The 24120-nt window shown below is 72.0% G+C and carries 21 protein-coding genes and 1 pseudogene; 15 read left to right on the top strand and 7 right to left on the bottom strand.

Annotated features, from left to right (window positions below; translation table 11 throughout):
• Positions 1–169 precede the first annotated feature (169 nt).
• Positions 170–1186 (top strand): class I mannose-6-phosphate isomerase, encoded by a 1017-nt coding sequence (locus OG417_RS30340; protein WP_329235749.1) that lies wholly within the window; start codon positions 170–172, stop codon positions 1184–1186.
• 54 nt (positions 1187–1240) lie between these two features.
• Here the strand turns inward: OG417_RS30340 and OG417_RS30335 are convergent, their stop codons facing one another.
• Together OG417_RS30335 and OG417_RS30330 are read right to left on the bottom strand one after the other, a co-directional pair.
• Positions 1241–2797 (bottom strand): glycosyltransferase family 39 protein, encoded by a 1557-nt coding sequence (locus OG417_RS30335; protein ID WP_329235747.1) that lies wholly within the window; start codon positions 2795–2797, stop codon positions 1241–1243.
• Positions 2797–5457: a methyltransferase domain-containing protein gene (locus OG417_RS30330; protein ID WP_329235745.1), complete on the bottom strand. Its 2661-nt coding sequence runs from the start codon at positions 5455–5457 to the stop codon at positions 2797–2799. The genes OG417_RS30335 and OG417_RS30330 overlap by 1 nt, the downstream gene beginning before the upstream one ends.
• A 172-nt stretch (positions 5458–5629) precedes the next feature.
• On the opposite strand from OG417_RS30330, the gene OG417_RS30325 reads away from it, so the two are divergent.
• Positions 5630–6514, top strand: a complete 885-nt coding sequence (locus OG417_RS30325; protein WP_329235743.1) for a phosphotransferase family protein — start codon at positions 5630–5632, stop codon at positions 6512–6514.
• 22 nt (positions 6515–6536) lie between these two features.
• Here the strand turns inward: OG417_RS30325 and OG417_RS30320 are convergent, their stop codons facing one another.
• Positions 6537–7223: a dienelactone hydrolase family protein gene (locus OG417_RS30320; protein ID WP_329235741.1), complete on the bottom strand. Its 687-nt coding sequence runs from the start codon at positions 7221–7223 to the stop codon at positions 6537–6539.
• A gap of 373 nt (positions 7224–7596) precedes the next feature.
• On the opposite strand from OG417_RS30320, the gene OG417_RS30315 reads away from it, so the two are divergent.
• From OG417_RS30315 to OG417_RS30295, 5 genes are all read left to right on the top strand, one after another.
• Positions 7597–9246, top strand: a complete 1650-nt coding sequence (locus tag OG417_RS30315) for a beta-N-acetylhexosaminidase (RefSeq protein ID WP_329235739.1) — start codon at positions 7597–7599, stop codon at positions 9244–9246.
• Positions 9247–9718: 472 nt separating this feature from the next.
• The gene (locus tag OG417_RS30310; RefSeq protein WP_329262728.1) at positions 9719–10099 is read left to right on the top strand and encodes a DUF397 domain-containing protein; all 381 of its coding nucleotides are present in this window, start codon (positions 9719–9721) and stop codon (positions 10097–10099) included.
• A 226-nt stretch (positions 10100–10325) separates the two neighbouring features.
• Positions 10326–10919: a CDP-alcohol phosphatidyltransferase family protein gene (locus tag OG417_RS30305; RefSeq protein WP_442875586.1), complete on the top strand. Its 594-nt coding sequence runs from the start codon at positions 10326–10328 to the stop codon at positions 10917–10919.
• Between the two features lie 31 nt (positions 10920–10950).
• Positions 10951–13449, top strand: coding sequence for a mannose-1-phosphate guanyltransferase (locus OG417_RS30300; protein ID WP_329235737.1), 2499 nt, complete (start codon positions 10951–10953; stop codon positions 13447–13449).
• Positions 13446–14459: an alpha/beta fold hydrolase gene (locus OG417_RS30295; RefSeq protein ID WP_329235735.1), complete on the top strand. Its 1014-nt coding sequence runs from the start codon at positions 13446–13448 to the stop codon at positions 14457–14459. The genes OG417_RS30300 and OG417_RS30295 overlap by 4 nt, the downstream gene beginning before the upstream one ends.
• A gap of 10 nt (positions 14460–14469) precedes the next feature.
• Here the strand turns inward: OG417_RS30295 and OG417_RS30290 are convergent, their stop codons facing one another.
• The 3 genes from OG417_RS30290 to OG417_RS30280 all read right to left on the bottom strand — a co-directional run bounded on the left by OG417_RS30290 (position 14470) and on the right by OG417_RS30280 (position 16851).
• Positions 14470–14880 carry a hypothetical protein gene (locus OG417_RS30290; RefSeq protein WP_329235733.1) on the bottom strand — a complete coding sequence of 137 codons (411 nt, stop codon included), beginning with the start codon at positions 14878–14880 and terminating at the stop codon, positions 14470–14472.
• Between the two features lie 74 nt (positions 14881–14954).
• Positions 14955–15503, bottom strand: coding sequence for a 2'-5' RNA ligase family protein (locus OG417_RS30285; RefSeq protein ID WP_329235731.1), 549 nt, complete (start codon positions 15501–15503; stop codon positions 14955–14957).
• A gap of 157 nt (positions 15504–15660) precedes the next feature.
• A complete protein-coding gene (locus OG417_RS30280) occupies positions 15661–16851 on the bottom strand; it encodes an RNA-guided endonuclease InsQ/TnpB family protein (RefSeq protein WP_329235729.1) in 1191 nt (396 codons plus the stop codon).
• A gap of 92 nt (positions 16852–16943) precedes the next feature.
• On the opposite strand from OG417_RS30280, the gene OG417_RS30275 reads away from it, so the two are divergent.
• The 7 genes and pseudogenes from OG417_RS30275 to OG417_RS30245 all read left to right on the top strand — a co-directional run.
• Positions 16944–17810: a DUF881 domain-containing protein gene (locus OG417_RS30275; protein ID WP_329235727.1), complete on the top strand. Its 867-nt coding sequence runs from the start codon at positions 16944–16946 to the stop codon at positions 17808–17810.
• Entirely contained in the window at positions 17807–18139 is a 333-nt protein-coding gene (locus OG417_RS30270) for a small basic family protein (RefSeq protein WP_285576105.1), read from the top strand. Before OG417_RS30275 ends, OG417_RS30270 begins: the two co-directional genes overlap by 4 nt.
• Positions 18140–18435: 296 nt before the next feature.
• The gene (locus OG417_RS30265; protein WP_329235725.1) at positions 18436–19170 is read left to right on the top strand and encodes a DUF881 domain-containing protein; all 735 of its coding nucleotides are present in this window, start codon (positions 18436–18438) and stop codon (positions 19168–19170) included.
• A gap of 324 nt (positions 19171–19494) precedes the next feature.
• Positions 19495–20046, top strand: coding sequence for an FHA domain-containing protein (locus OG417_RS30260; protein ID WP_329235723.1), 552 nt, complete (start codon positions 19495–19497; stop codon positions 20044–20046).
• An 82-nt stretch (positions 20047–20128) separates the two neighbouring features.
• Positions 20129–20839, top strand: coding sequence for a transcriptional regulator FtsR (gene ftsR / locus OG417_RS30255; protein WP_329235721.1), 711 nt, complete (start codon positions 20129–20131; stop codon positions 20837–20839).
• Positions 20840–21195: 356 nt separating this feature from the next.
• The gene (locus tag OG417_RS30250; protein WP_329235718.1) at positions 21196–21666 is read left to right on the top strand and encodes a bifunctional nuclease family protein; all 471 of its coding nucleotides are present in this window, start codon (positions 21196–21198) and stop codon (positions 21664–21666) included.
• Between the two features lie 147 nt (positions 21667–21813).
• Positions 21814–22197 (top strand): annotated as a pseudogene (locus tag OG417_RS30245) (transposase); the annotation flags it as partial.
• A gap of 45 nt (positions 22198–22242) precedes the next feature.
• Here the strand turns inward: OG417_RS30245 and OG417_RS30240 are convergent.
• Complete coding sequence (locus OG417_RS30240) at positions 22243–22617, bottom strand: hypothetical protein (protein ID WP_329235716.1); 375 nt, start codon at positions 22615–22617, stop codon at positions 22243–22245.
• A gap of 855 nt (positions 22618–23472) precedes the next feature.
• Here OG417_RS30240 and OG417_RS30235 point away from each other — a divergent pair.
• A complete protein-coding gene (locus OG417_RS30235; RefSeq protein ID WP_329235714.1) occupies positions 23473–24066 on the top strand; it encodes a MerR family transcriptional regulator in 594 nt (197 codons plus the stop codon).
• Positions 24067–24120 lie beyond the last annotated feature (54 nt).

Raw genomic sequence — 24120 nt, 5'->3', positions numbered from 1 at the left:
TATCCCGTCCGGCCGCCGGGACGCGGGGTCCGGGGAACGTGCCGCCGTGGCGTCCAGGAGGTGGCCGGTCGCCCGGCGGGCGTCGCCGGAGACGAGGAAGGCGGCGACATCGGCCGATGTCGCCGGGCCGTCCGATCCGGTCCATCGCCGCCATAGGAGGATGGGGACTGTGCGACCTCTCCTGCTTTCCGCCAACATGCCGCGTTCGTTCTACCGGGGTGCGGGGCGCATCGAACGTCTCCGCGGTGACCCGCTGCCGGCCGACCCGTACCACCCGGAGGACTGGATCGGGTCGGTGACCGCGCGCGCCGGCGCGGCGCCCGCCGGGCTGAGCACGCTGCCGGACGGGCGGACCCTCGCCGAGGCGATCGCCGCGGACCCCGAGCGGTGGCTCGGCCCGGGGCACGTCGCCGCGCACGGCGCGGACCCGGCGATCCTCGTCAAGCTCCTCGACGCGGGGGAGCGGCTGCCGCTGCACGTCCACCCGGACCGCGCGTTCGCCCGTGCCCACCTGGCCTCGCCGTACGGCAAGACGGAGGCGTGGGTCATCGTCGACGCCGCGCCGGACGCCGCCGTGCACCTCGGGTTCGCGCGGGACGTCGACCCGGAGGAGCTCGCGGGCTGGGTCGGCGGCCAGCGGGTGGCCGCGATGCTGGCCGCGACGAACCGCGTCCCGGTGCGGCCGGGGGACGCCGTCCTCTGCCCGGCGGGTGTTCCGCACGCGATCGGCGAGGGCATCCTGCTCGTCGAGGTCCAGGAGCCCACCGACTTCTCGGTCCTGCTGGAGTGGGAGGGCTACGACATCGAGGCCGACGCGGGTCACCTCGGGCTCGGGTTCGACCAGGCGCTGCGCTGCGTCGACCGCGCCTCCTGGGACGCCGGGCGGATCGAGGACCTGCGCCGGGCCCGCCGCGCGGGCCGCGGTGTACGCCCGGGCGTCGACCGGCTGTTCCCCGAGGCCGCGGACGCCTTCTTCGCCGCCGAGCGCCTGCGGCCCGGCCCGGTCAGCGTGCTGGACCCGGCCTTCTCGCTCGTCGTGGTCGTCGAGGGGGCGGGCACGCTGGAGTCCGCGCACGCCGAGCCGGTCGAGGTGCGCGCCGGTCACACGCTGCTGGTCCCGTACGCCTCGGGCGAGTGCGTGCTGCGCGGCGAGGTCACCGCGATCCGCTGCCGCCCGCCGGTGTAACGCGTCAGTGACCTTTCGAAGGAAGAGCACAAGCGGAGGCTGACCGGCATCCGGTCAGCCCACCCGCCACACGTGCAGGAGGTGGTCGTGGCTGGTCATGACCGGCCGCCACGTCGGCGGCACCGAGGGCAGGACGGCACGCGCGGCGTCGCCGCAGCGCGGGCAGGCATCACCGCCGACGCTGTAGACCACCACGTAGTCGCCCGACGGCGGCCGGGCCGATGAGGTCATCGGGCGCATGCGCCCGTGCCAGATCCGGTGGCCCGTCGAGGTCACGAAGTAGATCGGCAGGATCCGGAAGAGCTTGACGTCCACCCACACGGTCCGCGCCGGGGAGCGGGCCAGCCAGGAGCGGAACTCCGGCAGCGCGTCCGAACGGACCCGGTCCGACCCGATCCAGCCCGGTATGCCGGGCCGGCCGACGACGGCGAGCGCGGCCGTGGCCACCGCGACGCACGAGATCACCGCGCCCGCCCGCCGGCGGCCGGCCGGCCGCAGCGCGCGGACGGCGACCCACAGCGCGGCGATGCCGCCCAGCACGAACGCCGGGAAGATCGGGTACCAGTAGCGCAGCAGCTGCAGCCGCAGCTTCGGGTGGGCGGGGTTCAGCACGCCGCCCTCCAGCGTGAGCGGCACCCACAGCAGCATCAGCCACAGCGCGAACACGCCCACCCGGCGTTCGGGGAGCGTGGACGTGCGGCGCACCAGCCGGACGGCGACGTACACCCCGGCCACCACCGTCAGCGCGAGCAGCAGCAGCATTCCCGGCGCCTCGGCCAGGTGGCCGAGCTGCTGGGGGAGCCGCCACAGGTACACCCACAGCGGCAGGTCGTGGAACGTCCTGGCGACCTCCGGGCGGGAGGGCAGGTCACCGAGCCCCGACCCGGCGTGCAGCCGTGCGAGCGGGTCGCCGTACAGGTGGGCGTTGAGCACCGTCTCGCCGATCCCGGTGAGGGCGACCGGCACGAGCCCCCACAGCCACTCCCACCGCCCGATCCGCCGCCACAGCAGCGCGGGCACCAGCGGCCAGACGAACACGATGAACTCGCGCGTGAGGTAGCTCCACCCCAGCAGCACGCCGATGACGACAAGCCAGAGGCGACGCCAGGGCAGCAGCCCCTCGCGCACCGCGACCGTCAGCGCGACCGCCGCGGTGAACAGCGCCGTCGCGGGCAGGTCCGGCAGCAACTCGGTACCCGCCACCACGACGATCCCCACGCAGCCGAGCACGGCCGCCGACAGCGCGCCGACGAGACGCCCGAACAGCAGGCAGCCGATCGCGTACACCGAGGCGAACAGCAGCAGCGCCGCCGCTACGGGGAACGCGTGGTAGGTCACCTCGGAGTACCCGAACACCTTCATGACCAGCGCGGTCGGCCCGGTCAGGCCGATGCGCAGGTACTGGTGGTCGAAGATCGGGTCCTTCGGCCGTGACGGGAACGACCGGGCCGCGTCCATGTAGCGGCTGTGGTCGACCGGCTGCGGCACGGACAGGTCGCACAGCAGCACCACGGCGTACAGCAGTGTCAGGACGGCGCCGAGAACGACCGCCGGACGCCAGGCGGGCGCCGCGCGCCGCTCGGCGACCGGCTCGGAAGCGGTGTCGAGCATCAGAACAGCACGTGCTCCCCGGCCGGCCCGTGGAATGCGACGCGTCCGTGCCGCATCAGCTCCGCGTCGCTCACCTTCCAGGTGTGCGCCTCACGGTCGCCGCGTACGGACACGAAGTTGAAGCGGTCACCGGAGTAGATCCCGACGCCCTCGGCCCGCGCGCGCCGCAGCAGGTCGCTGTCGACCGCGCGCGGCAGGTCGGAGAAGCGCAGCTTCCGCAGCGCGTCGCCGTCGGCCAGGATCGTGCCGCCCTGGATCAGCTCGGCCTCGGTGTGCTCCAGGTGCGGGAAGCGCAGCAGCGTGACGCCGTGCGTGCGCATCTCGCAGTAGTGCGCGCCCTTGCCGACCAGGCCCGCCGTCGTGTAGTCGAAGGCGTACGCCAGGTCGCTCAGGTAGTGGCGCCCGTAGAGGTTGTCATCGTCCATCTTGGCCAGGTACGCGCCGTCGGCGGCGTCGATGCCGAGGTTGAGGATCGCGCCGAGCGTGAGGGAGGCGTCGGCGGACAGCACGACGACGTCCTCCAGCCCGGCGGCCCGTGCCCGCGCCTCCACGCCGTCCGCGGGGATGCCGTGCAGCACGAGGACGAGCTGGAGCGGCCGGTGGTCCTGCGCGGCGACCTGGGCGATGGCGTGGTCGATCTGGTCGGGCCGGTTGGTCGGCAGGATCACCGAGACGGAGCGCTCGCGGCGGGGCGCGGATATCCCGGCGGCCGTCAGCACGGTCTCGGCCCGGTGGCCGTACAGGTGCTCGGCGAAGACCTCCCGCATGGCCAGGTGACCGACGCGGTCGCGCAGGTCGGCGTCCTTCATCAGGTCGACGAGCGCCTCGGTGGTCTGCTCGGGCGTGGACGACAGGCGGACGAGGTCGCCGAAGACATTCTCCAGCGCGCGGGAGTGGCCCGACACGACCGGCGTCGCGCACGCGGACAGCTCGAACACCCGCCGGGCGCACATCGTCGGCGACTCGGTGACCGAGTTGACGTTCAGGAAGACCTTGTACGCCTTGTAGGCCGCGAGCATCCGCTCGTACGGAAGCGAGCCGACGATGTGGTCGGTGTACTCGGGCGGGAAGGCGAAGTCCGGGTCGTCGGAGATCCGGCTGTAGATGTGCAGGTCGAACTCGCGGGCGGGCCCGAGGATCGTCTCCATCTGCGCGGCGCGCTCGGGGTACTTCTTCGCGTGGTACGTCCCGGCGAACGCGACCTCGTGCCTGCGCCCGCCCGGCACCGCGACCGGGTTGTGGATGCGCGGCTGGGCGCCGAAGGGCAGCAGCGCGACGCGGTCGTGGCCGACCGCCTCGACGTAGCGCGGGACACAGTCGGCGTCCACGGTGAAGACGTGGTCGAACAGCTTGGCCGTCTCGATGAACCGGTCGAAGTTCGGCGGGTCCTCCTTGTTCCAGAAGACCGTCGGGATGTCCTGCTCCTTGCACCAGGCGACCAGGTCGCGCACCGGCTGCTTGGGTGCGCCCGCCGCGCTCATCATCGTGGCCCAGCGGCCGTCGTTGCCGTGCCAGGCCGACTCGACGAACAGCAGCGACGGCCGTTCGCGTTCGAGCACCTCGCGCCAGTCGTCCGGGCCGAAGGCGACCTGCTGCCACTCGTACCGGAAGGCGCCCGTGGAGAACACGTCGAGGATGACCGCGACCTTGATGTCGCGCGCCGACGGCCCGTCCGGGACGGGCACCTCGGGGATGTTGATCGCCGAGTAGTGACCCGACCGGTCGGGGGAGCCCGCCGTCGCCGCCGGCCTGGGCTCCTCCAGGCGCGGTGCGGCCCGCAGCGCGGTGGCGACGTTCCTGGGCAGCCGCAGCGCCTGCGACGGGTGCTTGGCGCTCCACAGCGCCTCGCCGAGCCGCCACCACTTGCGCGACTTGGCCGACTTCAGCTGCCAGGTGACGTACTCGGTGCGGTAGGACTGGTGCGCCAGCCGTGCCTCGAGGTTCTTCATCCGCGCGTTGACCTGCTCGTACCGCGCGATGGCGATGTCGTAGCGGCGCATCCGCTCCTTCTCGTCCTGCACCGCCTCCTGAATCGCGATCAGCGCCCGCTCCATGAGCGGCTGCGACGCGATGACCAGACCGTCCGGGTCGGCCATCGCCCCCGGCCGCCCGACGGCACGCAGGTACCGGTCGACGATGTCGAGGTCCTCGACGGTGAAGTGGGGCGCGAGCAGGCGCACCAGGGAGTCCACGTAGAAGGTGGCGTAGTGGTCGTGGTGGCGGCTCAGCCCGAACGGCGTGGTGAGCACGAGCCGGCCCGTCGGCCGCAGCACCCGGGCCGCCTCGGCGAGCAGCGGGGAGGCGTCCGGGGAGTGCTCGACGATCTCGCCCATGAGAACGGTGTCGAACGACCCGTCGGGAAAGTCGAGCGCGGTGCCGTCGGCGAGCCGGAAGTCCAGCCGGGCCCGTACGTCCTCGGGCTCGTTCTCGCGTTCCGCCTTCGCGTACTCGACGCGGTCGGCCTGGATGTCCACCCCGATGACGGTCAGCCCGCGCCGTGCGCACAGAATCGAGGCGATGCCCTGCGAACAACCGATGTCCAGGACGTCTCCGGTGGCCTGCGCGACGAGCCAGTCGATACGATCACGAGCGACCTGCTGGGTGCTTTCGGCCCAGATCTCGCCCTTGTAGACCTCGGAGATGCGATCGGAATTAGCCATTGAGCCTCTTGTCGTCGGATGTGGCCCAGCGACGCTAGCCGTGTTCGGCGAACGGACGGTGTCCAGCAGGAGACGCCGGAGTATCGACGGGGAAGAAGGTGGGCACGTGGACGTCACCAGGGCGGGCGTACCGGTGGTATTCGCACTCGGCCTTCTCACCGCCGACGGGTAGATGGCATCTCCGCATCCGCCGGAGACGGTGCTCGGCTGGGTACGCGACGTGGTCGGCGGGCGCATCTCCTCGATCCGCTCGATGGGCATCCGCTCGACCACCCTGCACGCCATCGACGCGGGCGAACCACCGCGGCGGCTCGTCGTCCGCCGCTTCCACGACACCGAGCGGCTGCGCTCCGACCCCTGGTACATCCCGGCCAACGAGGCGGCCGTGCTCGAGCTGCTCGACGACACCGAGGTGCCCGCGCCGCGCCTGCTCGCCGCCGACCCGTACGGGCGGATCTGCGACGTTCCGGCGCTGCTGACCACGCGGGTGCCCGGCCGCCCCGCCGTACGGCCCTGGGACATGGCGGGCTTCCTCGCCTCGATGGCCCAGGCGATGGCGCGCGTCCACGAGGTGCCGCTCGACACCGCGCTGCCGCCGTACGCCCCGTACCACGACCCGGCCGTACGCGGTGAGCGGCGCCCGCCGGAGTGGTCGGCCGGCCCCGAGCTGTGGGAGCGCGTGTTCGCCGCCCTGGCGGGGGACGCGCCGGAGACGCCCTCGGGCTTCATCCACCGTGACTTCCATCCGGGCCAGACGGTGTGGTCCGGCGACCGCCTGACCGGCATCGTCGACTGGACCACCGGCAGCCACGGACCGTACGGGATCGACCTGGCGCGGATGCGGCTCAACCTGGCCGCCGAGTACGGGGTGGAGGTCGCCGCGCGGTTCCAGGAGGCCTACCGCGAGGCGTCCGGCCGGGACCTGCGGCACCCGTACTGGGACCTCACCGACGCGGCCGACGCGATCCTGGACATGCCGGTCCCGCGCACGCAGGAGGTCGCCGACCGCTACGGGCGCTTCGAGCACTGGGTCGCCATCGCGCTGTCGGAGCTGTGACGGCGGCCGGCACCCGGGGGCGTCAGCCCCCGACGACGTGCGCCACCGGCCGCAGGTGCAGCAGGAACCAGTCACGGGCCAGCGACGACACCTGCTCCAGCGCCCCGGGCTCCTCGAAGAGGTGCGACGCGCCCGGGACGATCTCCAGGCGCCCCTCGCCGGGCAGCTCGCGCAGCGCCCGGCGGTTCAGGTCGATGACGGCCGGATCGTTCTCTCCGACGATCAGCAGCGTGGGCTGGCGGACCAGGTGCAGGTACTCCCCGGCGAGATCCGGCCGTCCGCCCCGGGAGACGACCGCCTGGACGATCTCGGGCCGCTCCGCCGCCGCGACGAGCGCGGCCGCCGCACCCGTGCTGGCGCCGAACAGCCCGATGCCCAGCCCCTCGGTGCGGGAGAACGCCGAGACCCAGTCGGCCAGCGCCGCGACGCGTGTGGCGAGCATGCCGATCGCGAACCGGAGCTCCGCGGTCCAGGCGTCGCGCTGCTCCTCCGCCGGGGTGAGCAGGTCGACCAGGACGGTGGCCAGGCCCGCCTCGCGCAGCACGCTCGCGACGTGGCGGTTGCGGGGGCTGTGCCGGCTGCTCCCGCTGCCGTGCGCGAACAGCACCACCCCGCGGGCCTGGGCCGGGACGGCGACGTCGGCCTCCAGGATGACGTCCGCGACCGGGATGTGGCGGTTCTCCTCGACGGTGTTCATGTCCGCGTTCATGTCCGACCTCCGAACTCGCCGTACCTTCGACGCTACGCCTCGTCGCGCCGCACCCGGCCCCCGGCTCACCGCCCGGGGGCCGCCTCGCGGTACGCGATCGCCGGCGCCGGGTCGTCCGCGACGTCCGATGGCGTACGCGCCGGGCTCACCCCCGTACGGCTCGTACGGAAGGCGGGCGCGCGTCCTGACGCGCGCCATGACCGACGGTTAGGATGGTCGGCGAGGAACCGTCTTGACGTGGTCGGAGAGTTTCCTTATCGTCGCGGGTCATATAGGAAACCTTCCTAACAAACGTCGGCCGAGCACCGCCGGGCGGGGCGGGGCCCGGGCGCACGCGGCCCGCGCGGGCCGCCCGTTCCCAGCGGAGGTTCGCGTGGCAGGTGCACCACCGGCCCGGTCCGACCGTCCCGGCGGCACTCTCGCCGGGCGCACCGACCGCGGACGCCGTGTCCTGGCCGCCGGGGCGGCGGCCACGGCCCTCGTCTGCGTCCCCGGCGCTCCCGCGACCGCCCGGCGGGCCACGGCCACCCCGCACGTCGCCTCGCCGCGTCTGGTGCCGGAGCCCTCGTCGGTGCGGGCCGTCCCCGGGGTGACGTTCACCCTCACCCGTGCCACCCGGATCGTCGCGCGGCCCGGATCGGGCACGGCCGGGACCTACCTCGCCGGCATCCTGCGCCGCTCCACGGGCTACCGCCTGCCGGTGATCACCGGCGGCGCCCCGCACGACGTCATCTCGCTCGCCCTGTCCGGCCGGGAGAAGGGCGAGGCCTACCGCCTCGCCGTGAGCAGGACGTCCGTGCGGCTGGAGGCCGGCACGGCGGAGGGTCTGTTCCGCGGCGTCCAGACGCTCCGCCAGCTCCTCCCGCCGTCCGTGGAGGCGTCGACCGTCCAGCGCGGCCCGTGGACCGTGCCCGGCGTGCGGGTGGAGGACTCCCCGCGCTTCGCGTGGCGCGGCACGATGCTCGACGTCGCCCGGCACTTCTTCACCGTGGGCCAGGTCGAGCGCTACATCGACCTGGCCGCGCTGTACAAGATCAACACCTTGCACCTGCACCTGAGCGACGACCAGGGCTGGCGCATCGCGATCGACCGCTGGCCGCGCCTGGCCTCCTACGGCGGGAGCACCGAGGTCGGCGGGGGGAAGGGCGGCCACTACACGCAGGCCGACTACACCCGGATCGTCCGCTACGCCGCCGAGCGCTACATCACGGTCGTCCCGGAGATCGACGGGCCCGGCCACACCAACGCCGCCCTCGCCTCGTACGCCAGGCTCAACTGCGACGACAAGGCGCCGCCGCTCTACACCGGCACCGACGTCGGGTTCAGCTCCTGGTGCATCGCCAAGCCCGTGACGTACGAGTTGCTCGACGACGTGCTCGGCCGGCTCGCCCGGCTGACCCCCGGGCCGTATCTCCACATCGGCGGCGACGAGGCGCACAGCACGACGGCCGCCGACTACGCGACGTACATCGGCAGGATCGGCCCGATCGTCACCGGGCACGGCAAGAAGATGGCGGGCTGGAACGAGATCGGCGCGGGGAGACTCCCGGCCGGGTCGGTCGCGCAGTACTGGAACACCGCCACGGGCTCGGAGAGCGGCACCAGGACCGTGCGCGAGGCCGTCGCCCAGGGCGCCAAGGTCGTGATGTCCCCGGCGAACCGCGCCTACCTCGACATGAAGTACGACGAGAACACCCGGCTGGGGCAGGACTGGGCCGGTCTCGTCGAGGTCCGGGACGCCTATGACTGGGACCCCGCCTCGCTGGTCGACGGCGTGACCGAAAAGGACGTCCTCGGCGTGGAGGCCCCGCTGTGGTCGGAGACCATCGTCACCGACGACGACATCGACTACATGGCCTTCCCGCGGCTGCCGGCCATCGCCGAGATCGGCTGGTCGCCGCGGGCGGCGCGCACGTGGAGCGACTTCCGGCTGCGTCTCGCCGCGCAGGGCCCCCGCTGGTCGGCGCTGTCGGTGAACTACTACCGCTCACCGCAGGTGCCCTGGCCGACGACCGCGTCGTGAGCTGCCCCGGCCGGCGGGGCGAGCGGCGCCCGGGGCGTCGGCGAGTTACGGATCCGGGGCCGCGCCCGTTGCGAATTTCCGTCCGCCCGATCCTCTTCCGCCGCCGTGACACATGGAGTTACGTTCGAAGTGTTCCACCAGGTCAGCGGGTGTGCCGATCCTCTGTGGATCTCCAACGAATCGCACCGCCCAACCCGTGTGGCCGGCGGAACGAGAAGAAGATGACGGGGTCCCGATCCGCCCCAGAAGGTCCGGCTCCGTCACTGGCCGGCCCTGACGCGCATCCGGGGGCCGGCGATACGGGCGCTGGACGCCGCGCCGGCTCAGGCAGCCAAGGCCGTGTGCGCCCGGCGCCCCTTCATGCGGTCGCCGCATCGGTGGACGGTCGACGTTATTGTGCGATTTGGCCGACTCCATCGATGAATTCGAATGCGTCCGGAACCTGGTCCGCCGATATGCACGTGCACCGGGTATGTGCAGGATCTATGATGTCCGCAAATCGGATGTGTGCGTGCCGGGCCGTGGGTCTCCTCGCCGATCATTCACCGCCATCGCGTCCGCTGGTCCGTGGTGGCTCACGACCCGTGAGGGTGTCGTTCAAAAGGGGGCGGGGATGCGTCCTGTCGGCAGCGACCCGCGGTCAGGTCTCCCCGCTGCGGCTTGGCGAAAGAGCAGCCGGAGCAATCCGAGTGGAAACTGCGTCGAGGTGGCACGGGCCCCCGCGGAAGCGGCCGATGGAGGCGCTCGGCGGGCGGCCGGCGGAGGCGTTCACGCCGCCGGGGCGGCGGGCCGGGACGCGGCGCCACGGCCCGATCCGGCGGTGCTCCGGCCGGCCCGCGGGCCGGATCAATAACATGCGGCGCGCGGTCCGGGCCAGCGCCGTCTCCGTGGCTGGCCGATGCCGGACGGGCCCGGCCCGCGAAGATCGGACCCGGCCCGCGACCGGCGGAGCGCAGGTCAGATGTCCGGGCAGCGTGCGCCGTCAATGGCCTGTTCCGGTTGTGTCCAGCACCACTTATTCGGCACGCCAGTACCGACAGGTAAGGTCATGACCAGCGCTGGGGAGCGGGAGGTGGCCGTTGAACGACCGTCTGTGGACGTGGCCGAACGCATTGAGCTTGGCCCGTCTGCTCGGTGTCCCCGTCTTTCTGTGGCTCATACTGATCGAGCAGGACTGGTGGGCACTGGGCATTCTGGTCTTCGCCGGGCTCTCGGACTGGCTGGACGGCAAGCTCGCCCGGATGCTCGACCAGACCAGCCGGATCGGCACGCTCCTGGACCCCGCGGCGGACCGCCTCTACATCTTCGCCACGCTCATCGGCCTGGTCGTCCGCGACATCGTCCCGCTGTGGCTCGCGGTCCTGCTCGTCGCCCGCGAGGTCTACATGGGCGTCCCCCTCTACGTGCTCAGGCGGCACGGCTACGGGGCGCTCCCGGTCCACTTCGTGGGCAAGGCCGCGACCCTCTGCCTGCTCTACGCCTTCCCGCTCCTGCTGCTGGGCGCCCACTCGGGCGCGTGGGCCACGGTCCCGAAGGTCGTCGGCTGGGCGTTCACGCTCTGGGGGACCGGCCTGTACTGGTGGGCGGCGGCGCTCTACACCGCCCAGACCCGGCAGCTCGTCCGGACCGTGCACAGCCCCGGCGAACTGAAGGGAGCGGAACCCAGACCATGATCGGCGCACCCATCGCAAAGGAGTGGCTCCCGTGAAAGCGGTTGTGATGGCGGGTGGGGAAGGGACGCGGCTGCGGCCCATGACGGCCAACCAGCCGAAGCCACTGCTGCCGGTGGTCAACAAACCGATCATGGAACACGTGCTGCGCCTGCTGAAGCGGCACGGCTTCACCGAGACCGTCGTGACGGTGCAGTTCCTCGCCGCGCTCGTGCGCAACTACTTCGGTGACGGCGAGGAGATCGGCATGAGCCTCAGCTACGCGACCGAGGAGATGCCGCTCGGCACCGCCGGCAGCGTCAAGAACGCCCAGGACGCCCTGCGCGACGAGCGCTTCCTGGTGATCTCCGGCGACGCGCTCACCGACATCGACCTGACCGACCTGGTGCGCTTCCACAAGGAGAACGGCGCGCTCGTCACCATCGCGCTCAAGCGGGTGCCCAACCCGCTGGAGTTCGGCATCATCATCATCGATGACGACGGCCGCGTGCAGCGGTTCCTGGAGAAGCCCACGTGGGGCCAGGTCTTCTCCGACACCGCCAACACCGGCATCTACGTCATGGAGCCGGAGGTCCTCGACCACGTCGCGGCGGGCGAGCCGGTCGACTGGTCCGGCGACGTGTTCCCCAAGCTCCTCGCCGAGGGCGCCCCGCTGTACGGCTACGTCGCCGACGGCTACTGGGAGGACGTCGGCACCCACGAGAGCTACCTCAAGGCCCAGGCCGACATGCTGTCGGGCAAGATCGACATCGAGCCCGACGGCTTCGAGGTCTCCCCGGGAGTGTGGGTCGCCGAGGGCGCGGAGGTCGACTCCGAGGCGGTGCTGAAGGGCCCGCTCTACATCGGCGACTACGCCAAGGTCGAGGCCGGCGCCGAACTGCGGGAGTTCACCGTGCTCGGCAGCAACGTCGTGGTCAAGGAGGGCGCGTTCCTGCACCGCGCCGTCGTGCACGACAACGTCTTCATCGGGCCGTCGACGAACCTCCGCGGTTGCGTCGTCGGCAAGAACACCGACGTCATGGCCGGCGCCCGCATCGAGGAGGGCGCGGTCATCGGCGACGAGTGCGTGATCGAGTCCGAGGCGTACGTCTCCAGCGACGTCAAGGTGTACCCGTTCAAGACGATCGAGGCCGGGGCGGTCGTCAACACGAGCGTCATCTGGGAGTCGCGCGGCCAGCGCACCCTGTTCGGCCCGCGCGGCGTCTCCGGCCTGATCAACGTCGAGATCACCCCCGAGCTCGCGGTACGGCTCGCCAGCGCGTACGCCACGACCCTGAAGAAGGGCGCCGGCGTCACCGCCTCCCGCGACGCCTCGCGCGCCGCCCGCACGCTCAACCGGGCCGTGCAGAGCGCGCTCACCGCCAGCGCGATCAACGTACGGGACCTGGAGGCGTGCCCGATCCCCGTCGCGCGGTACGAGACGGCGCGCGAGGACTGCGCGGGCGGCATCGTGATCCGCACGACGCCCGGCGACTCGCAGGGCGTCGACATCGTCTTCCTCGACGAGCACGGCGCCGACCTGTCCCAGGCGGCCCAGCGGAAGCTGGAGCGGGTGTTCGGGCGGCAGGAGTACCGCCGGGCGTTCCCCGGTGAGATCGCCGAGCTGACCTACCCCTCCCGCGTCGTGGAGACCTACGTCCGCGACCTGCAGCGCTGCATCGACATGCGCGGCGTCCGCGAGGCCGAGCTCAAGATCGTCATCGACTGCGCGGGCGGCACCGCGTCGCTCGTCCTGCCGCAGCTCCTCGGCCGGCTCGGCGTGGAGGTCCTCACCGTCAACAACCGGCTCGACGAGGTGTCGCCCACCGAGACCCTCGCCGAGCGCATGCGCGACCTGCAGCGCCTCGGCGAGCTCGTGTCGTCCTCGCGCGCGGCGTTCGGCGTGCGGTTCGACCCGGTCGGCGAGCGCATCACCCTCGTCAACGAGAACGGCGAGCTGATCAGCGACGACCGCGGCCTCCTCGTCGTGCTCGACCTGGTCGCCTCCGAGCGGCGCGGCGGCCGCGTGGCCCTGCCGGTCACCACCACGCGCGTGGCCGAGCAGGTGTGCCGCTTCCACGGCGTGCAGGTCGAGTGGACCTCGACCTCGCAGGACGTGCTGACCAAGGCCGCCGCCGCGGAGGACAACATCTTCGCCGGCGACGGGCGCGGAGGGTTCATCATCCCGGAGTTCAGCCCGACGGTGGACGGCATCGCGGCGTTCATCCGGATGCTCGGGCTGGTCGCCCGCACGCGCCTGACCCTGTCCCAGATCGACCATCGGATCCCCGAGGCGCACCTGCTCAAACGGTCCGTGCCCACGCCGTGGGCGGCCAAGGGCAGCGTGATGCGCCACGTCGTGGAGGCCGCCGGCGACCGCCGGGTCGACACCACCGACGGCGTACGCGTCATCGAGGACGACACGAGCTGGATCCTGGTGCTGCCGGACCCCGCGGAGGCCGTCACCCACCTGTGGGCCGAGGGAGCCGACCGCGACACCGCCCAGGACCTCCTGCAGGACTGGGCGCGCGTGGTCGAGAGCGCCGGTAGTTGATCGGCGCGGAAGAGGCCGCGGAGGCGCCGGCCGAGGGCACGCCCGTCCCGCGGAGGCGGTCCCGGGTCCGGCGGTGGCTGCGGCGCCTGGCGGCGGTCGTCGCGGCGCTCATCGTGACGGCGACGGTCTTCTCGTTCATCTACAACGCGGCGACGGCCGGCCGCGCGCGCCCTCCGGCCGGCCTGACGTACGTGCGGACCGGCGACCTGAGGACGCGGTACCGCGTGTGGGGGAGCGGCGGCTCGCCGATCGTGCTCGTGCACGGCGCCGCGGAGTCCGCCGACACCTGGGCGCGTCTCGCGCCGCTCCTCGCCCGCGACCACCGCGTGTACGCCATCGACCTGGACGGCGCCGGCTACACGACCCGCCGCGGACCGTACACGGTGGACCACCAGACACGGCAGCTGCTGGCGTTCCTGGACGCGATGCGGCTCGACCGGCCGGTGCTCGTCGGCCACTCGGCCGGCGCCGCGATCGTGGCCGAGGCGGTGCTGCGCGCCCCCGCGCGTGCCGGCGGGCTGCTGCTCCTCGACGGCGACGCGCTGGCCGGCGGCGCAGGCCCACCGGCCGTCCTCCGCCACCTGCTGATCCCGCCGTACCGGATCACGCTCCTGCGCATGGTCGTGCATTCCGACTGGCTGATCCGCGAGATCTACTCGTCCCAGTGCGGGCCGGCCTGCCCGCGCCTGGACGCCGCCGGGGTGGACGTGTGGCGCCGCCCGTACGAGGTCGCGGGGGCGGAGGCCGGGGTCTGGGGCATGCTGCGGAACGGCGTCGCGGGCCTGCCGGCTCACCGGCTGGAGCTGCTGCGCGGGGTGAGCCTGCCCAAGGCGGTCGTGTACGGCGCGGACGACCACGTCTTCGCCAAGACGTCGGCGGCCGACACGGCCCGGCGGATCGGGGCCCCGCCGCCCACCCTCATCCCGGGCGCCCGTCACCTGACCATGATCTCCTCGCCGGGCGAGGTCGCCCGCGCCGTCGAGGGCCTCGCGGCCCGGCGCCGTCCCTGACAAGGCTCTCTCAGCGGGCGCGTGCGCGGCGGAGCCGGCCGCTGACCAGGACCGGGCCCGCGTGCACGGTCACGCCGGCGAAGCCGCCCGCGGCCTCGGCCACCCAGTAGATGCCCTCGATGACGACCGCCGGGATCCGCCGCACCCCCGGCCTGAGCCCGCCGGTGGTGAACCCCGCGGTGACCGAGGTCGTCCCGGTGGGAAGCTGGCCCCAGGCGAGAGCCCAGGGCACGCCGCCGCGCGGGCTGCGCCAGGCCCCGCGCAGGACCGAGACCGACACGGGCGTGGCGACGCAGACGTCCGCCATCCGGGATCCCTCGTACACCTCCAGCGCCGCGCGGTCGGCGGCGCCCCGGCCCACCCGCACCGTCCAGCCGCTGATCGGCAGCCGCAGGAGCGGAACCTCCCCCGTGTGTCCCATCGATGACCCCCCACCGTCGGAGTGTGCCGGGGTCCAGTCCACCGGTGGGCCCTGGGGAACACGTGCGAGCCCGCTCAGAGTTCCCTGGGAGTTCGCCCGCCGTCGCCCAGCGGGAACTCGGCGACGGCGCGCCAGGAGTCCGGCTCCGGTGACCCCACGATGAGGGAGACGGAGCCGACGGCGGCGCGGATCGGCAGGTGCGCCGTGACCGCGTCGGCCGCCCGCTCCAGCAGCGGGCGGGGCGCGTCGTGCCCGATCGTCAGGTGCGGTGTCGAGTCAGGGTGCGCGCCACCGTACGGCGGCGTCTCGGGGAACCGCCTCCAGACGGCCGCGGTGAGCTCCCGGAAGGGCTCGCCGGGCTCGGGCGCCAGCCAGACGACCGCGTCGCCGAACCAGCGGACGCTCCGCAGGGTCATCGCGAACCGGGGTACGGCGGCGACCGCGCCGGCGACACGGGCGAGCGCCTCGTCGTCGATCCGGCCGGGCGGCAGGAACGGATAGAGCACGGTGACGTGCGCGGGCACACCCCAGGAGGCGGCGGTGTCGAGGGACGCGCGGTGCGGGGCGACCGCCTCCTCGGCCTCGGGCACGGGCACGATCAGCGCACTCTGCGTCGGCGTCATGCCGGAAGTGTCCGGCCGACCGTGCGGAAACTCCACAGTATTTCCCCTGAAGCCGTCTGTAGCGCCCGCACGGTTCGGTGAGTGGTGCGGGCTTGCCACAATGGGGCGGTTGACGTCCTCCCCCGCCTGACGGCAGGGGATTCCAAGCCACTCATTCCTACGCGGAGGAGAGAGCAGGTTGAGGTTCGCGGTTCGCAGCCCCGCCCAATGGCTGGAGGGCTCCCCGCGCTGTCACGGCACGTCCTGCCGCGATGTTCTTGGCCGCGTTCACATCCGCGTTGTCGGTGTGCCCGCAGGCGCGACAGCGAAAGACCGCTTGGCTCTCACGGTTGTCCGCTGCGCAGTGCCCACAGGCGTTACAGGTCTGGGACGTGTAGACGGAAGCGACTTTCTCCACCCGGCCCGTGGCCTTGTCCTCCAAACGCTGCACCAGCCGTCCCCAGCCCGCCGCGTGGATCGAGCGGTTGAGTCCGGCCTTGGCCTGCACGTTGCTGCCCGGCGCGTGGATGGTGCCGCGTGCGGAACGGACCATGTTGCGGATCTTCAGGTCTTCGACGCGGATGAGGTCGAAACGGCGCGCCAGATCGGTGGAGGTCCGCTCCACCCAGTCCCGGCGCCGATCGACCTCACGGGCCTTCAACCGGCCGATCGCGGCTTTGACCCGCCTTCGGCGGTTCGACCCACGCCGCGCACGGGCCAGCCTGCGCTGCAAGCGCACCAGGCGTCCAGCCTCGGTTTCGCGCAGGCCAGGCACCCTCAACAACTCACCGGTGGAAAGGGCGGCCGAGACGGCCACGCCACGGTCCACACCGATGACCGCATCCGTACCCGGCCCGCTCACCGGTGGAGGGATCAGTGCGAATGCGACATGCCAGCGCCCCGCCCGATCCCGGTTCACGCGAAACGACCTGGCCTCGCCGGGCAACTGACGAGACCAGCGGAACCGCACCCAGCCCACCTTCGGTATCCGCACCTCACCCACCTTGCGGGACAACCGGCGTACGTCCCAATGGCTGCCACGTCGGCCGACGATCCGGAACCCCTCGTGCACGCCCGCCTTACGCCACGTCGGCCGCCGATGCGTCCCGGCGAAGAAGTTCGCCATGGCCTGCGCGAAATCTCGCAACGCCTGCTGTTGCACCGTCTGCGAACCTGCCGCCAGCCACCCGAACGCCTTCCTCGCTTCCGTCAGCTGGCGGGACTGCTCGGCATGGCCTGGTGTGCTCGCCCGTCCCGGCCGCCAATGTTTCTGCTGCTCACAGGCGAGATTCCACACATATCGGGCGTGTGTGCAGTGCTCCAGCAACACCTGCTCCTGGGTGGGTGTGGGCTGAAGCCGAAACCGCATGTGAACACGCTAACCACCGTCACCGACATTCCAAGGAGGGAGCGGCGTTCTCTCACCGGCCTGAAAGCCGAGGACTTCACGCCGCACATCTGATGAGCGAAGAGGGAGCGAGGAGGCGGTGGGACCGGCCGGACGCCTCCATGTCGTTGCTCGCCGACCTGCTGTCCGGCTCCGGCCTCGACCCGGGGTACGAGGAGGCCGCCGCGCGCCGGGCCGCCTCGGGCGGGTCCGACCGCCGGACGGGCCGTGCCGGGCGGGTGTCGCGGCTGCTCGCGGCGACCCTGCTCCTCGGCCTGCTCGGCGCCGTCGCGGTCATCCAGGTGCGCCGGGGCGCGCCGGTCGCCGAACGCCAGCGGAACGCCCTGATCGCGCAGATCCGCCAGCGTACCGACGAGACCGACTCCCTCCAGCGGCAGGCCGACTCCCTGCAGCGGCAGACCGAGAGCCTCCGCCGCTCGGCGCTGGCCCGCAGCGACGCCGGTCAGAACGCCCACCAGTCGCTCGACCGCGCCGCCGGCGAGGCGGCGGCGGCGCCCGCCTCCGGCGCGGGGGTGGTCGTCACGGTGGACGACTCCCACGCCGCGCACGGCGCGACCGCCCAGCAGGACGGTCGCATCTACGACCAGGACCTGCAACGGCTCGTCAACGGGCTCTGGGCGGTCGGCGCGACGGCGGTCGCCGTCAACGGCCAGCGGATGACCGCCACGACCGCGATCCGCTCCGCGGGCGACGCCATCCTGGTCGACTACCGGCCGCTCTCGCCCCCGTACGTCGTGACCGCCCTCGGCGACGACGGCATCGGCAAGGACTTCGCCGGTTCCCCGGCGGGCCGCGCCTTCCGTACCCTCGAGGCCACGTTCGGCATTCGCTTCGACATCCGCCAGGAGGACGACGTGCGGCTCCCCGCGGCGCCCGCCCCGCAACTCCGCTACGCCCAGCCGGAGGAGACCCCCAAGTGATCGCCCTCATCGGCCTCGCCGCCGGAGTCGTGCTCGGCTTCGTCTTCCACCCCGGGGTGCCGCTGTGGCTTCAGCCGTACCTGCCGATCGCCATCGTGGCCGCGCTCGACGCCATGTTCGGCGGCCTGCGGGCCCGGCTCGACGGCGTCTTCGACGACAAGGTGTTCGTCGTGTCGTTCCTCAGCAACACGATCATCGCGGCGCTCATCGTGTTCTTCGGCGACCAGCTCGGCGTGGGCTCGCAGCTGTCCACGGGCGTCGTGGTCGTCCTCGGCATCCGCATCTTCTCCAACGTCGCCGCGATCCGGCGCAAGCTCTTCCAGGCATGAGCGAGCAGAGCGAGCGGACCGGCGCGCCTGAGGCCTCCTCCGCCGAAGGAGAGCCGGTGGGTGAGGGGAGCGGCGAGCGTGGTGTGCCTGAGGTCTCTTCCGGCGGGGGAGGACCGGTGGGTGAGGGGAGCGGCGAGCGTGGTGTGCCTGAGGTCTCTTCCGGCGGGGGAGGACCGGTGGGTGAGGGGAGCGGCGAGCGTGGTGTGCCTGAGGTCTCTTCCGGCGGGGGAGGACCGGTGGGTGAGGGGAGCGGCGAGCGTGGTGTGCCTGAGGTCTCTTCCGGCGGGGGAGGACCGGTGGGTGAGGGGAGCGGTGAGCCGGAGTCCCCTTCCGGCGGAGGGGAGAACCCGGGTGCGGCCGGGAGGAAGGGGCTGCTGCGCCCGCGCCTCAACCGTGGACAGCTCATCGTCGCCGTGCTGTGCGCGGTGCTCGGCTTCGCCGTCGCCGCCCAGGTGCGCTCCAACGACAAGGACACCAAGTTCGCCACCGCGCGTCAGGACGAGCTGGTCGGCATCCTCGGCGACCTGTCGCAGCGTTCGGACCGGCTGCGTTCCGACATCCGCGACCTGGACGCCACCAAGTCCGGGCTCGAACACGACGCCCAGGGGCAGGCCGCGCTCGAGGACGCCCGGCGCCGCGCCACGACGTACGGCATCCTCGCCGGCACGCTGCCCGCCACCGGTCCCGGGATCGAGCTGACCATCAACGACCCGCAGGGCCGGGTACGCGCCGCCTCCCTTCTCGACACGCTGGAGGAGCTGCGCGACGCGGGTGCCGAGGTCGTCCAGGTCGGAGACGTACGCGTGGGCGTGAGCACCTACTTCACCGATCCGTCCGGAGGCGGCGGCGTGATGGCCGACGGGCACCTGCTCACGCCGCCGTACCGGTTCCTCGTCATCGGCGATCCGCACACTCTCGCCACGGCGATGAACATCCCCGGAGGCGTCCTTCGGACCCTGCACAACAGCGGAGCCGACGGCGTGGTCGCACAGCGTGAGAAAATCACCGTTCAGGCGGTAAGATCGCCGTAGGCGGTGTGGTTATCCACTACTTTCGGTAGCGAGAGGTACGCCTGGTTCTTCCCCCGGCGCGGCGGCGTGGACCGGCGATCAGTGCCGACGGTAGCTTGAGGGCAGACGACGCCTGTCGTGGTTGACCCCTCGGGCGTTGCCGCGTAAGTTGCGGCAACCGTCGTCGTTGCGGGGTGAGGACGAAACGGGCGTCATCGCCGACGGCGCTCGGAGGGGGATGACGTGCTGGGGACCGAGCAGACCCGCGGTGCCGAGCGCTCGTCCTCCGCGCCGTACGGTGCCACTGGCACACCCGAGGCCATAGGTAGGAGGCCGAGCCGATAAATGCCGAGCGTCTACTGCACGCAGTGTGGTCACGCCAATCCGGATGATGCACGCTTCTGCTCGCAGTGCGGCACCCCGCTGACGCGGAGCGGGCCGCCGCCGGTGATGGGCGAGCCGAACGACCCGACGTCGACGATATCGCTGGGCGCCGTCGACGCCGAGGTGGGCGACGTCGGCGACGAGGTCCCCGCCGACCAGTCCGGCGTCGAGGCCCTGCCGCCGAACACCGCGCTGCTGGTCGTCAAGCGGGGGCCGAACGCCGGAAGCCGCTTCCTCCTCGACAGCGACAGCACCAGCGCGGGCCGCCACCCCGACAGCGACATCTTCCTCGACGACGTGACGGTGTCCCGCCGGCACGCCGAGTTCTACCGCCGCGGCGCCCAGTTCTCCGTACGCGACGTGGGCAGCCTCAACGGCACCTACGTCAACCGCGAGCGGATCGACGAGGCGGGCCTGTCCGGCGGTGACGAGGTCCAGATCGGCAAGTTCCGGCTGGTGTTCCTCACCAACCCGCACCACGCCGCCGACGTGCGGCCTCCAGGAGGGCTGTGAGGGCGCTGGAGGCCTGGTCGCCCGGGGCGCATGAGGTCCGCGCCGCCGGGTCCGTCGACCTTCGCCCGCCGTGGGGGCGCGTATGAGCGGGTCGGCCGCACGCGCGTCCATGACGATCGGCGAGGTGCTGGGACTCCTGTCGGCGGAGTTCCCCGACATCACCGTCTCGAAGATCCGTTTCCTCGAGTCGGAGGGGCTGATCGAACCCGAGCGCAGCCCGTCCGGCTACCGCAAGTTCGCCCCGGCGGACGCCGAACGGCTGCGGTTCATCCTGGCCGCGCAGCGTGACCACTACCTGCCGCTGCGGGTCATCAAGGAACACCTCGACGCGGTCGACCGCGGACAGAACCCACCGCCGCTGGGCGGACGCCGCCGCACGCCTCGCGGACTCGTCGCCACCGACAGTGTCCACGAGGACACCGGCGACGTACGGCTGACGCGCCGGCAGCTGCTCGACGCCGCCGGGATCGATCCGGAGGTGCTCGGCGAGCTGGAGGAGTTCGGGCTCGTCAGCCGGGTCGGCGGCCAGTACGACGGCGACGCGCTGACGATCGCGCGCGCCGCCGCGGCGCTGCGCCCCTTCGGCTTCGAGTCGCGTCACCTGCGGGCCGTCAAGGCCGCGGCGGACCGCGAGGTCGGCCTGATCGAGGCGGCCGTCGCGCCGACCATGCGCCAGCGCAGCCCGGGCGCCCACGCACGCGCCGCCGAGACCGCGAAGGAGATCGCGTCGCTGTCGCTGAAGCTGCACGCGGCCCTCGTCTCCGCGGGACTGCGGGCCACCCTCGAACCCTGACCCCTCCCGGCCCGGCGGCCGGGCGTCCCTCGGCGAGTTCACCGTCGCGGAGCCCTCGCACGGGTCCGCCGCCTCTCGTCGACCGCCGCGGACCGAGGAACGGTGGGACGGGTGACCCGTGACTGTACGGAGTTCGGTCGCGACTCTTGGTAGCGGCACGCCCGGAGTCCCTGCGGCGAGAGGAAGATCATGATGCTGCTCGCCGACCGCTTTCGGGGGCCGTGCGGTGCCCCGACCAGGCCCGTACGCCCGGTGAACCGGGCGGATCCGGCCCTCCGCGGCGCCCCGGCACGGCCCGGCCCGGGTGTACGTTGGGCTAAAGGGTTTCGGGTAAGCCGTCTCAGCAGGGAGCCGCAGTGAAGCAGATGGAGGTCGTCGGCGTACGGGTCGAGATGCCCTCCAACCAGCCCATCGTGCTGCTGAAGGAGACGGATGGGGACCGTTACCTGCCCATCTGGATCGGGGCGGTGGAGGCCACCGCGATCGCCTTCGCCCAGCAGGGTGTGCTGCCCGCGCGTCCGCTCACTCATGATCTGTTCCGTGACGTCCTGGACGCCTTCGAGGTCCAGCTCCGCACCGTGAACATCACCGCCCTGCGGGAGGGCATCTTCTTCGCCGACCTGATCTTCTCCAACGGAGTCGAGGTCAGCGCCCGCCCCTCGGACTCGATCGCCCTCGCGCTGCGCACCGGCGCGTCGATCTTCGCCAGCGAGGACGTGCTGGAGGAGGCCGGCGTCGCGATCCCGGACGAGCAGGAGGACGAGGTCGAGAAGTTCCGGGAGTTCCTCGACACGATCTCGCCCGAGGACTTCGGCCGCGCCACCTGACCCGGCCGCACGCCCCTGATCCGTCGTCGGCCCTCCGTCCGCGCCGATGACCGGCGGGGGCGCTCCATACGGGCCGACCCTCGGCGCCGTGGACGCGATACCGCCACGGGCACAGACCTCACGCCGCCCCGGCCGCTCACGCATGGCGGTATCCCCCTCGCCCTCAGCCTGACCGGCGGCAACCGCAACGACGTCACCCGGCTCATCCCGCTGATCGAGGCGATTCCACCGGTGCGCGGCCGGGTCGGACGACCCCGCCGCCGGCCCGACCGGCTGTATGCCGACCGGGGCTATGACCTTGACGAATACCGGCGCCTGGTCTGGAAGAAGGGCATCAAACCCATGATCGCCCGGGGAGGTGCCGCCCACGGCTCAGGGCTGGGCGTCCACCGCTACGTCGTGGAACGCATGATCGGCCTGCTGCACTGGTTCCGCCGCCTGCGCATCCGCTGGGAGATCCGCGACGACATCCACGAGGCCTTCATGACCCTGGCCGCCGCCATCATCCGCCGGCGACGCCTCGTCCGCTGATCTCAGAGCGAGCGAGCCCGATGGGGAGGGCCGGGCACGCCGCCGTCAGACAGTACGGGCGCGGTATGACCAGGCAGCCAAAAACAGGCCGATGGCCCAGACCAGGAACTGCGGGATCCCGTAGACGACGATCCACGGGCTGAAGATGCCGTCGTCGTTGAATTCGTGGGCCAACTGCCATGCCGCCCATGCCGTATACAGCACCAAGAATGCCGAGACCGTGAACGCTGTATGGAACAGCGTCCGACGAGGCACCTTCCGCCCCGACACCAACGGCACCCAGCGTGGGAAGACCCGGCCCCACGGTTGAACGAGGCTCACCGCCAAGATTCCGGCCAGCACTGCCATCCCGCTGAGTACCAGGAGGTAGGGCCCGCCGCCTTGCGCGTACCAGTCCCTGAACTCGTCCTCGTCAGCCAACAGAGGAACTCCCAGAGCCCAAACCGCGTGCAGAGGGATGAACCCGACGGTCGCCGAAAGCGCGGACGCGTAGGCCGCCCAGACGGCCCAACGTGGGGCAGGCACTTCAGTTCGCTCACTCACCATGCTCTCAGCGTTCCCGAGTCGCCTCGGCCACTGATCACCCACACGGGTGAACATCCTCCCCCCACCGGGCGACCACCGGGACGTCAGCCGACCAGCATCACCGTCCGCTAAATGAGCATTCCCGTTAGGAGTTCTCAGCCCGCTGACGCATGGCCCCAGCCCGGCCCCCTGGAGGTGGCCGGGTTTCGTGGAGGTGGCCGGGTTTCGTGGAGGTGGCCGGGTTCCGTGGAGGTGGCCGGGTCCCGTGGAGGTGGCCGGGTTCCGTGGAACGCCCGCCCTCCCTGGGGGTTCCATCCCACTCTCATTGTCCAGGGCCGGGCCCGCCGGGGAAAGGCGTTCCGGAGGCTGTGGATGACTCGGGGCGCGGCGTACGTGGTCCGCCGCGCGCGCTGGGCGCCTCGCGGCGGCGACCACCCGTCTGACCTGGGGCTCTGACCTGGGGTGCATTCGGGTCATGGGTGGGGAAAACGCCGAGGCCGGAAGGTTTCCTCTATGCGAGCCGGGGCATAGCCTCGTCACCAAGGCCGGTGGTACGTGGGCAGATGCCCCAAAGACAGCGACTGCGGTGATTTGGAGACGTCGTAACGGTTTGCAGTCGCCTGCGACGCGCCGAGGGCGGACGTTGACCCTCGTCTGGCCGCGACCTACCGTGCTGCTTGAACACCTGCGGTGTAATTCCGTCAAACCCCCTTGGTGGATCACTGCGGGATGATAGAGCCGGAGGTCCGCGTGGCGGCAAGCAGCGGCGAGGGCAAGGCGGCCCGCGACAGGCGTGATGCCTCTCAACGCGCCGGAGAGCAGGGACTCCTGTTCGGTGGTGCGGTGTCGCCCCTTCCCGACGACGTCGGATACCGCGGGCCGACCGCGTGTGCCGCCGCAGGCATCACCTATCGCCAGCTCGACTACTGGGCGCGCACGGAGCTCGTGCAGCCGAGCGTACGGTCCGCGCACGGGTCCGGCTCGCAGCGTCTCTACAGCTTTCGCGACATCCTGGTGCTCAAGGTCGTCAAACGGCTGCTCGACACGGGAGTGTCACTGCAGCAGATACGTACGGCCGTCGAGCACCTGCGGAACCGCGGCGTGGAGGACCTCGCGCAGATCACGTTGATGAGTGACGGTGTGAGCGTCTACGAGTGCACGTCACCGGACGAGGTCGTCGATCTCCTCCAGGGCGGCCAGGGCGTCTTCGGCATCGCGCTCGGACGGGTCTGGCAGGAGGTGGAGGCCGGTCTGGCCGAGCTCCCCGCCGAACGCGCCCACAGCGACCACGACGCGCCGGGCGACGAACTGGCTCACCGCCGTCGCGCCCGCCGCACGGGCTGACCCATCCCCGGCTCATCTCCTGACGTCGTACGAACCGGCTCGCGATCCGCACGG

It is taken from the genome of Actinoallomurus sp. NBC_01490, assembly GCF_036227085.1.
In the GTDB taxonomy this organism is placed as follows: Bacteria; Actinomycetota; Actinomycetes; order Streptosporangiales; family Streptosporangiaceae; genus Actinoallomurus; species Actinoallomurus oryzae.
This window is presented reverse-complemented; position numbering and strand designations above follow the sequence as displayed.

What these genes read in the sequence shown, in the direction of transcription:
- OG417_RS30325 (WP_329235743.1), top strand. Translation starts at nt 5,630, where the DNA reads ATGGCATCTCCGCATCCGCCGGAGACGGTGCTCGGCTGGGTACGCGAC.
- OG417_RS30260 (WP_329235723.1), top strand. Translation starts at nt 19,495, where the DNA reads ATGCCGAGCGTCTACTGCACGCAGTGTGGTCACGCCAATCCGGATGAT.
- OG417_RS30285 (WP_329235731.1), bottom strand. Translation starts at nt 15,503, where the DNA reads ATGACGCCGACGCAGAGTGCGCTGATCGTGCCCGTGCCCGAGGCCGAG.
- ftsR (WP_329235721.1), top strand. Translation starts at nt 20,129, where the DNA reads ATGAGCGGGTCGGCCGCACGCGCGTCCATGACGATCGGCGAGGTGCTG.
- OG417_RS30330 (WP_329235745.1), bottom strand. Translation starts at nt 5,457, where the DNA reads ATGGCTAATTCCGATCGCATCTCCGAGGTCTACAAGGGCGAGATCTGG.
- OG417_RS30320 (WP_329235741.1), bottom strand. Translation starts at nt 7,223, where the DNA reads ATGAACGCGGACATGAACACCGTCGAGGAGAACCGCCACATCCCGGTC.
- OG417_RS30290 (WP_329235733.1), bottom strand. Translation starts at nt 14,880, where the DNA reads ATGGGACACACGGGGGAGGTTCCGCTCCTGCGGCTGCCGATCAGCGGC.
- OG417_RS30280 (WP_329235729.1), bottom strand. Translation starts at nt 16,851, where the DNA reads ATGCGGTTTCGGCTTCAGCCCACACCCACCCAGGAGCAGGTGTTGCTG.
- OG417_RS30335 (WP_329235747.1), bottom strand. Translation starts at nt 2,797, where the DNA reads ATGCTCGACACCGCTTCCGAGCCGGTCGCCGAGCGGCGCGCGGCGCCC.
- OG417_RS30310 (WP_329262728.1), top strand. Translation starts at nt 9,719, where the DNA reads ATGTGCAGGATCTATGATGTCCGCAAATCGGATGTGTGCGTGCCGGGC.
- OG417_RS30275 (WP_329235727.1), top strand. Translation starts at nt 16,944, where the DNA reads ATGAGCGAAGAGGGAGCGAGGAGGCGGTGGGACCGGCCGGACGCCTCC.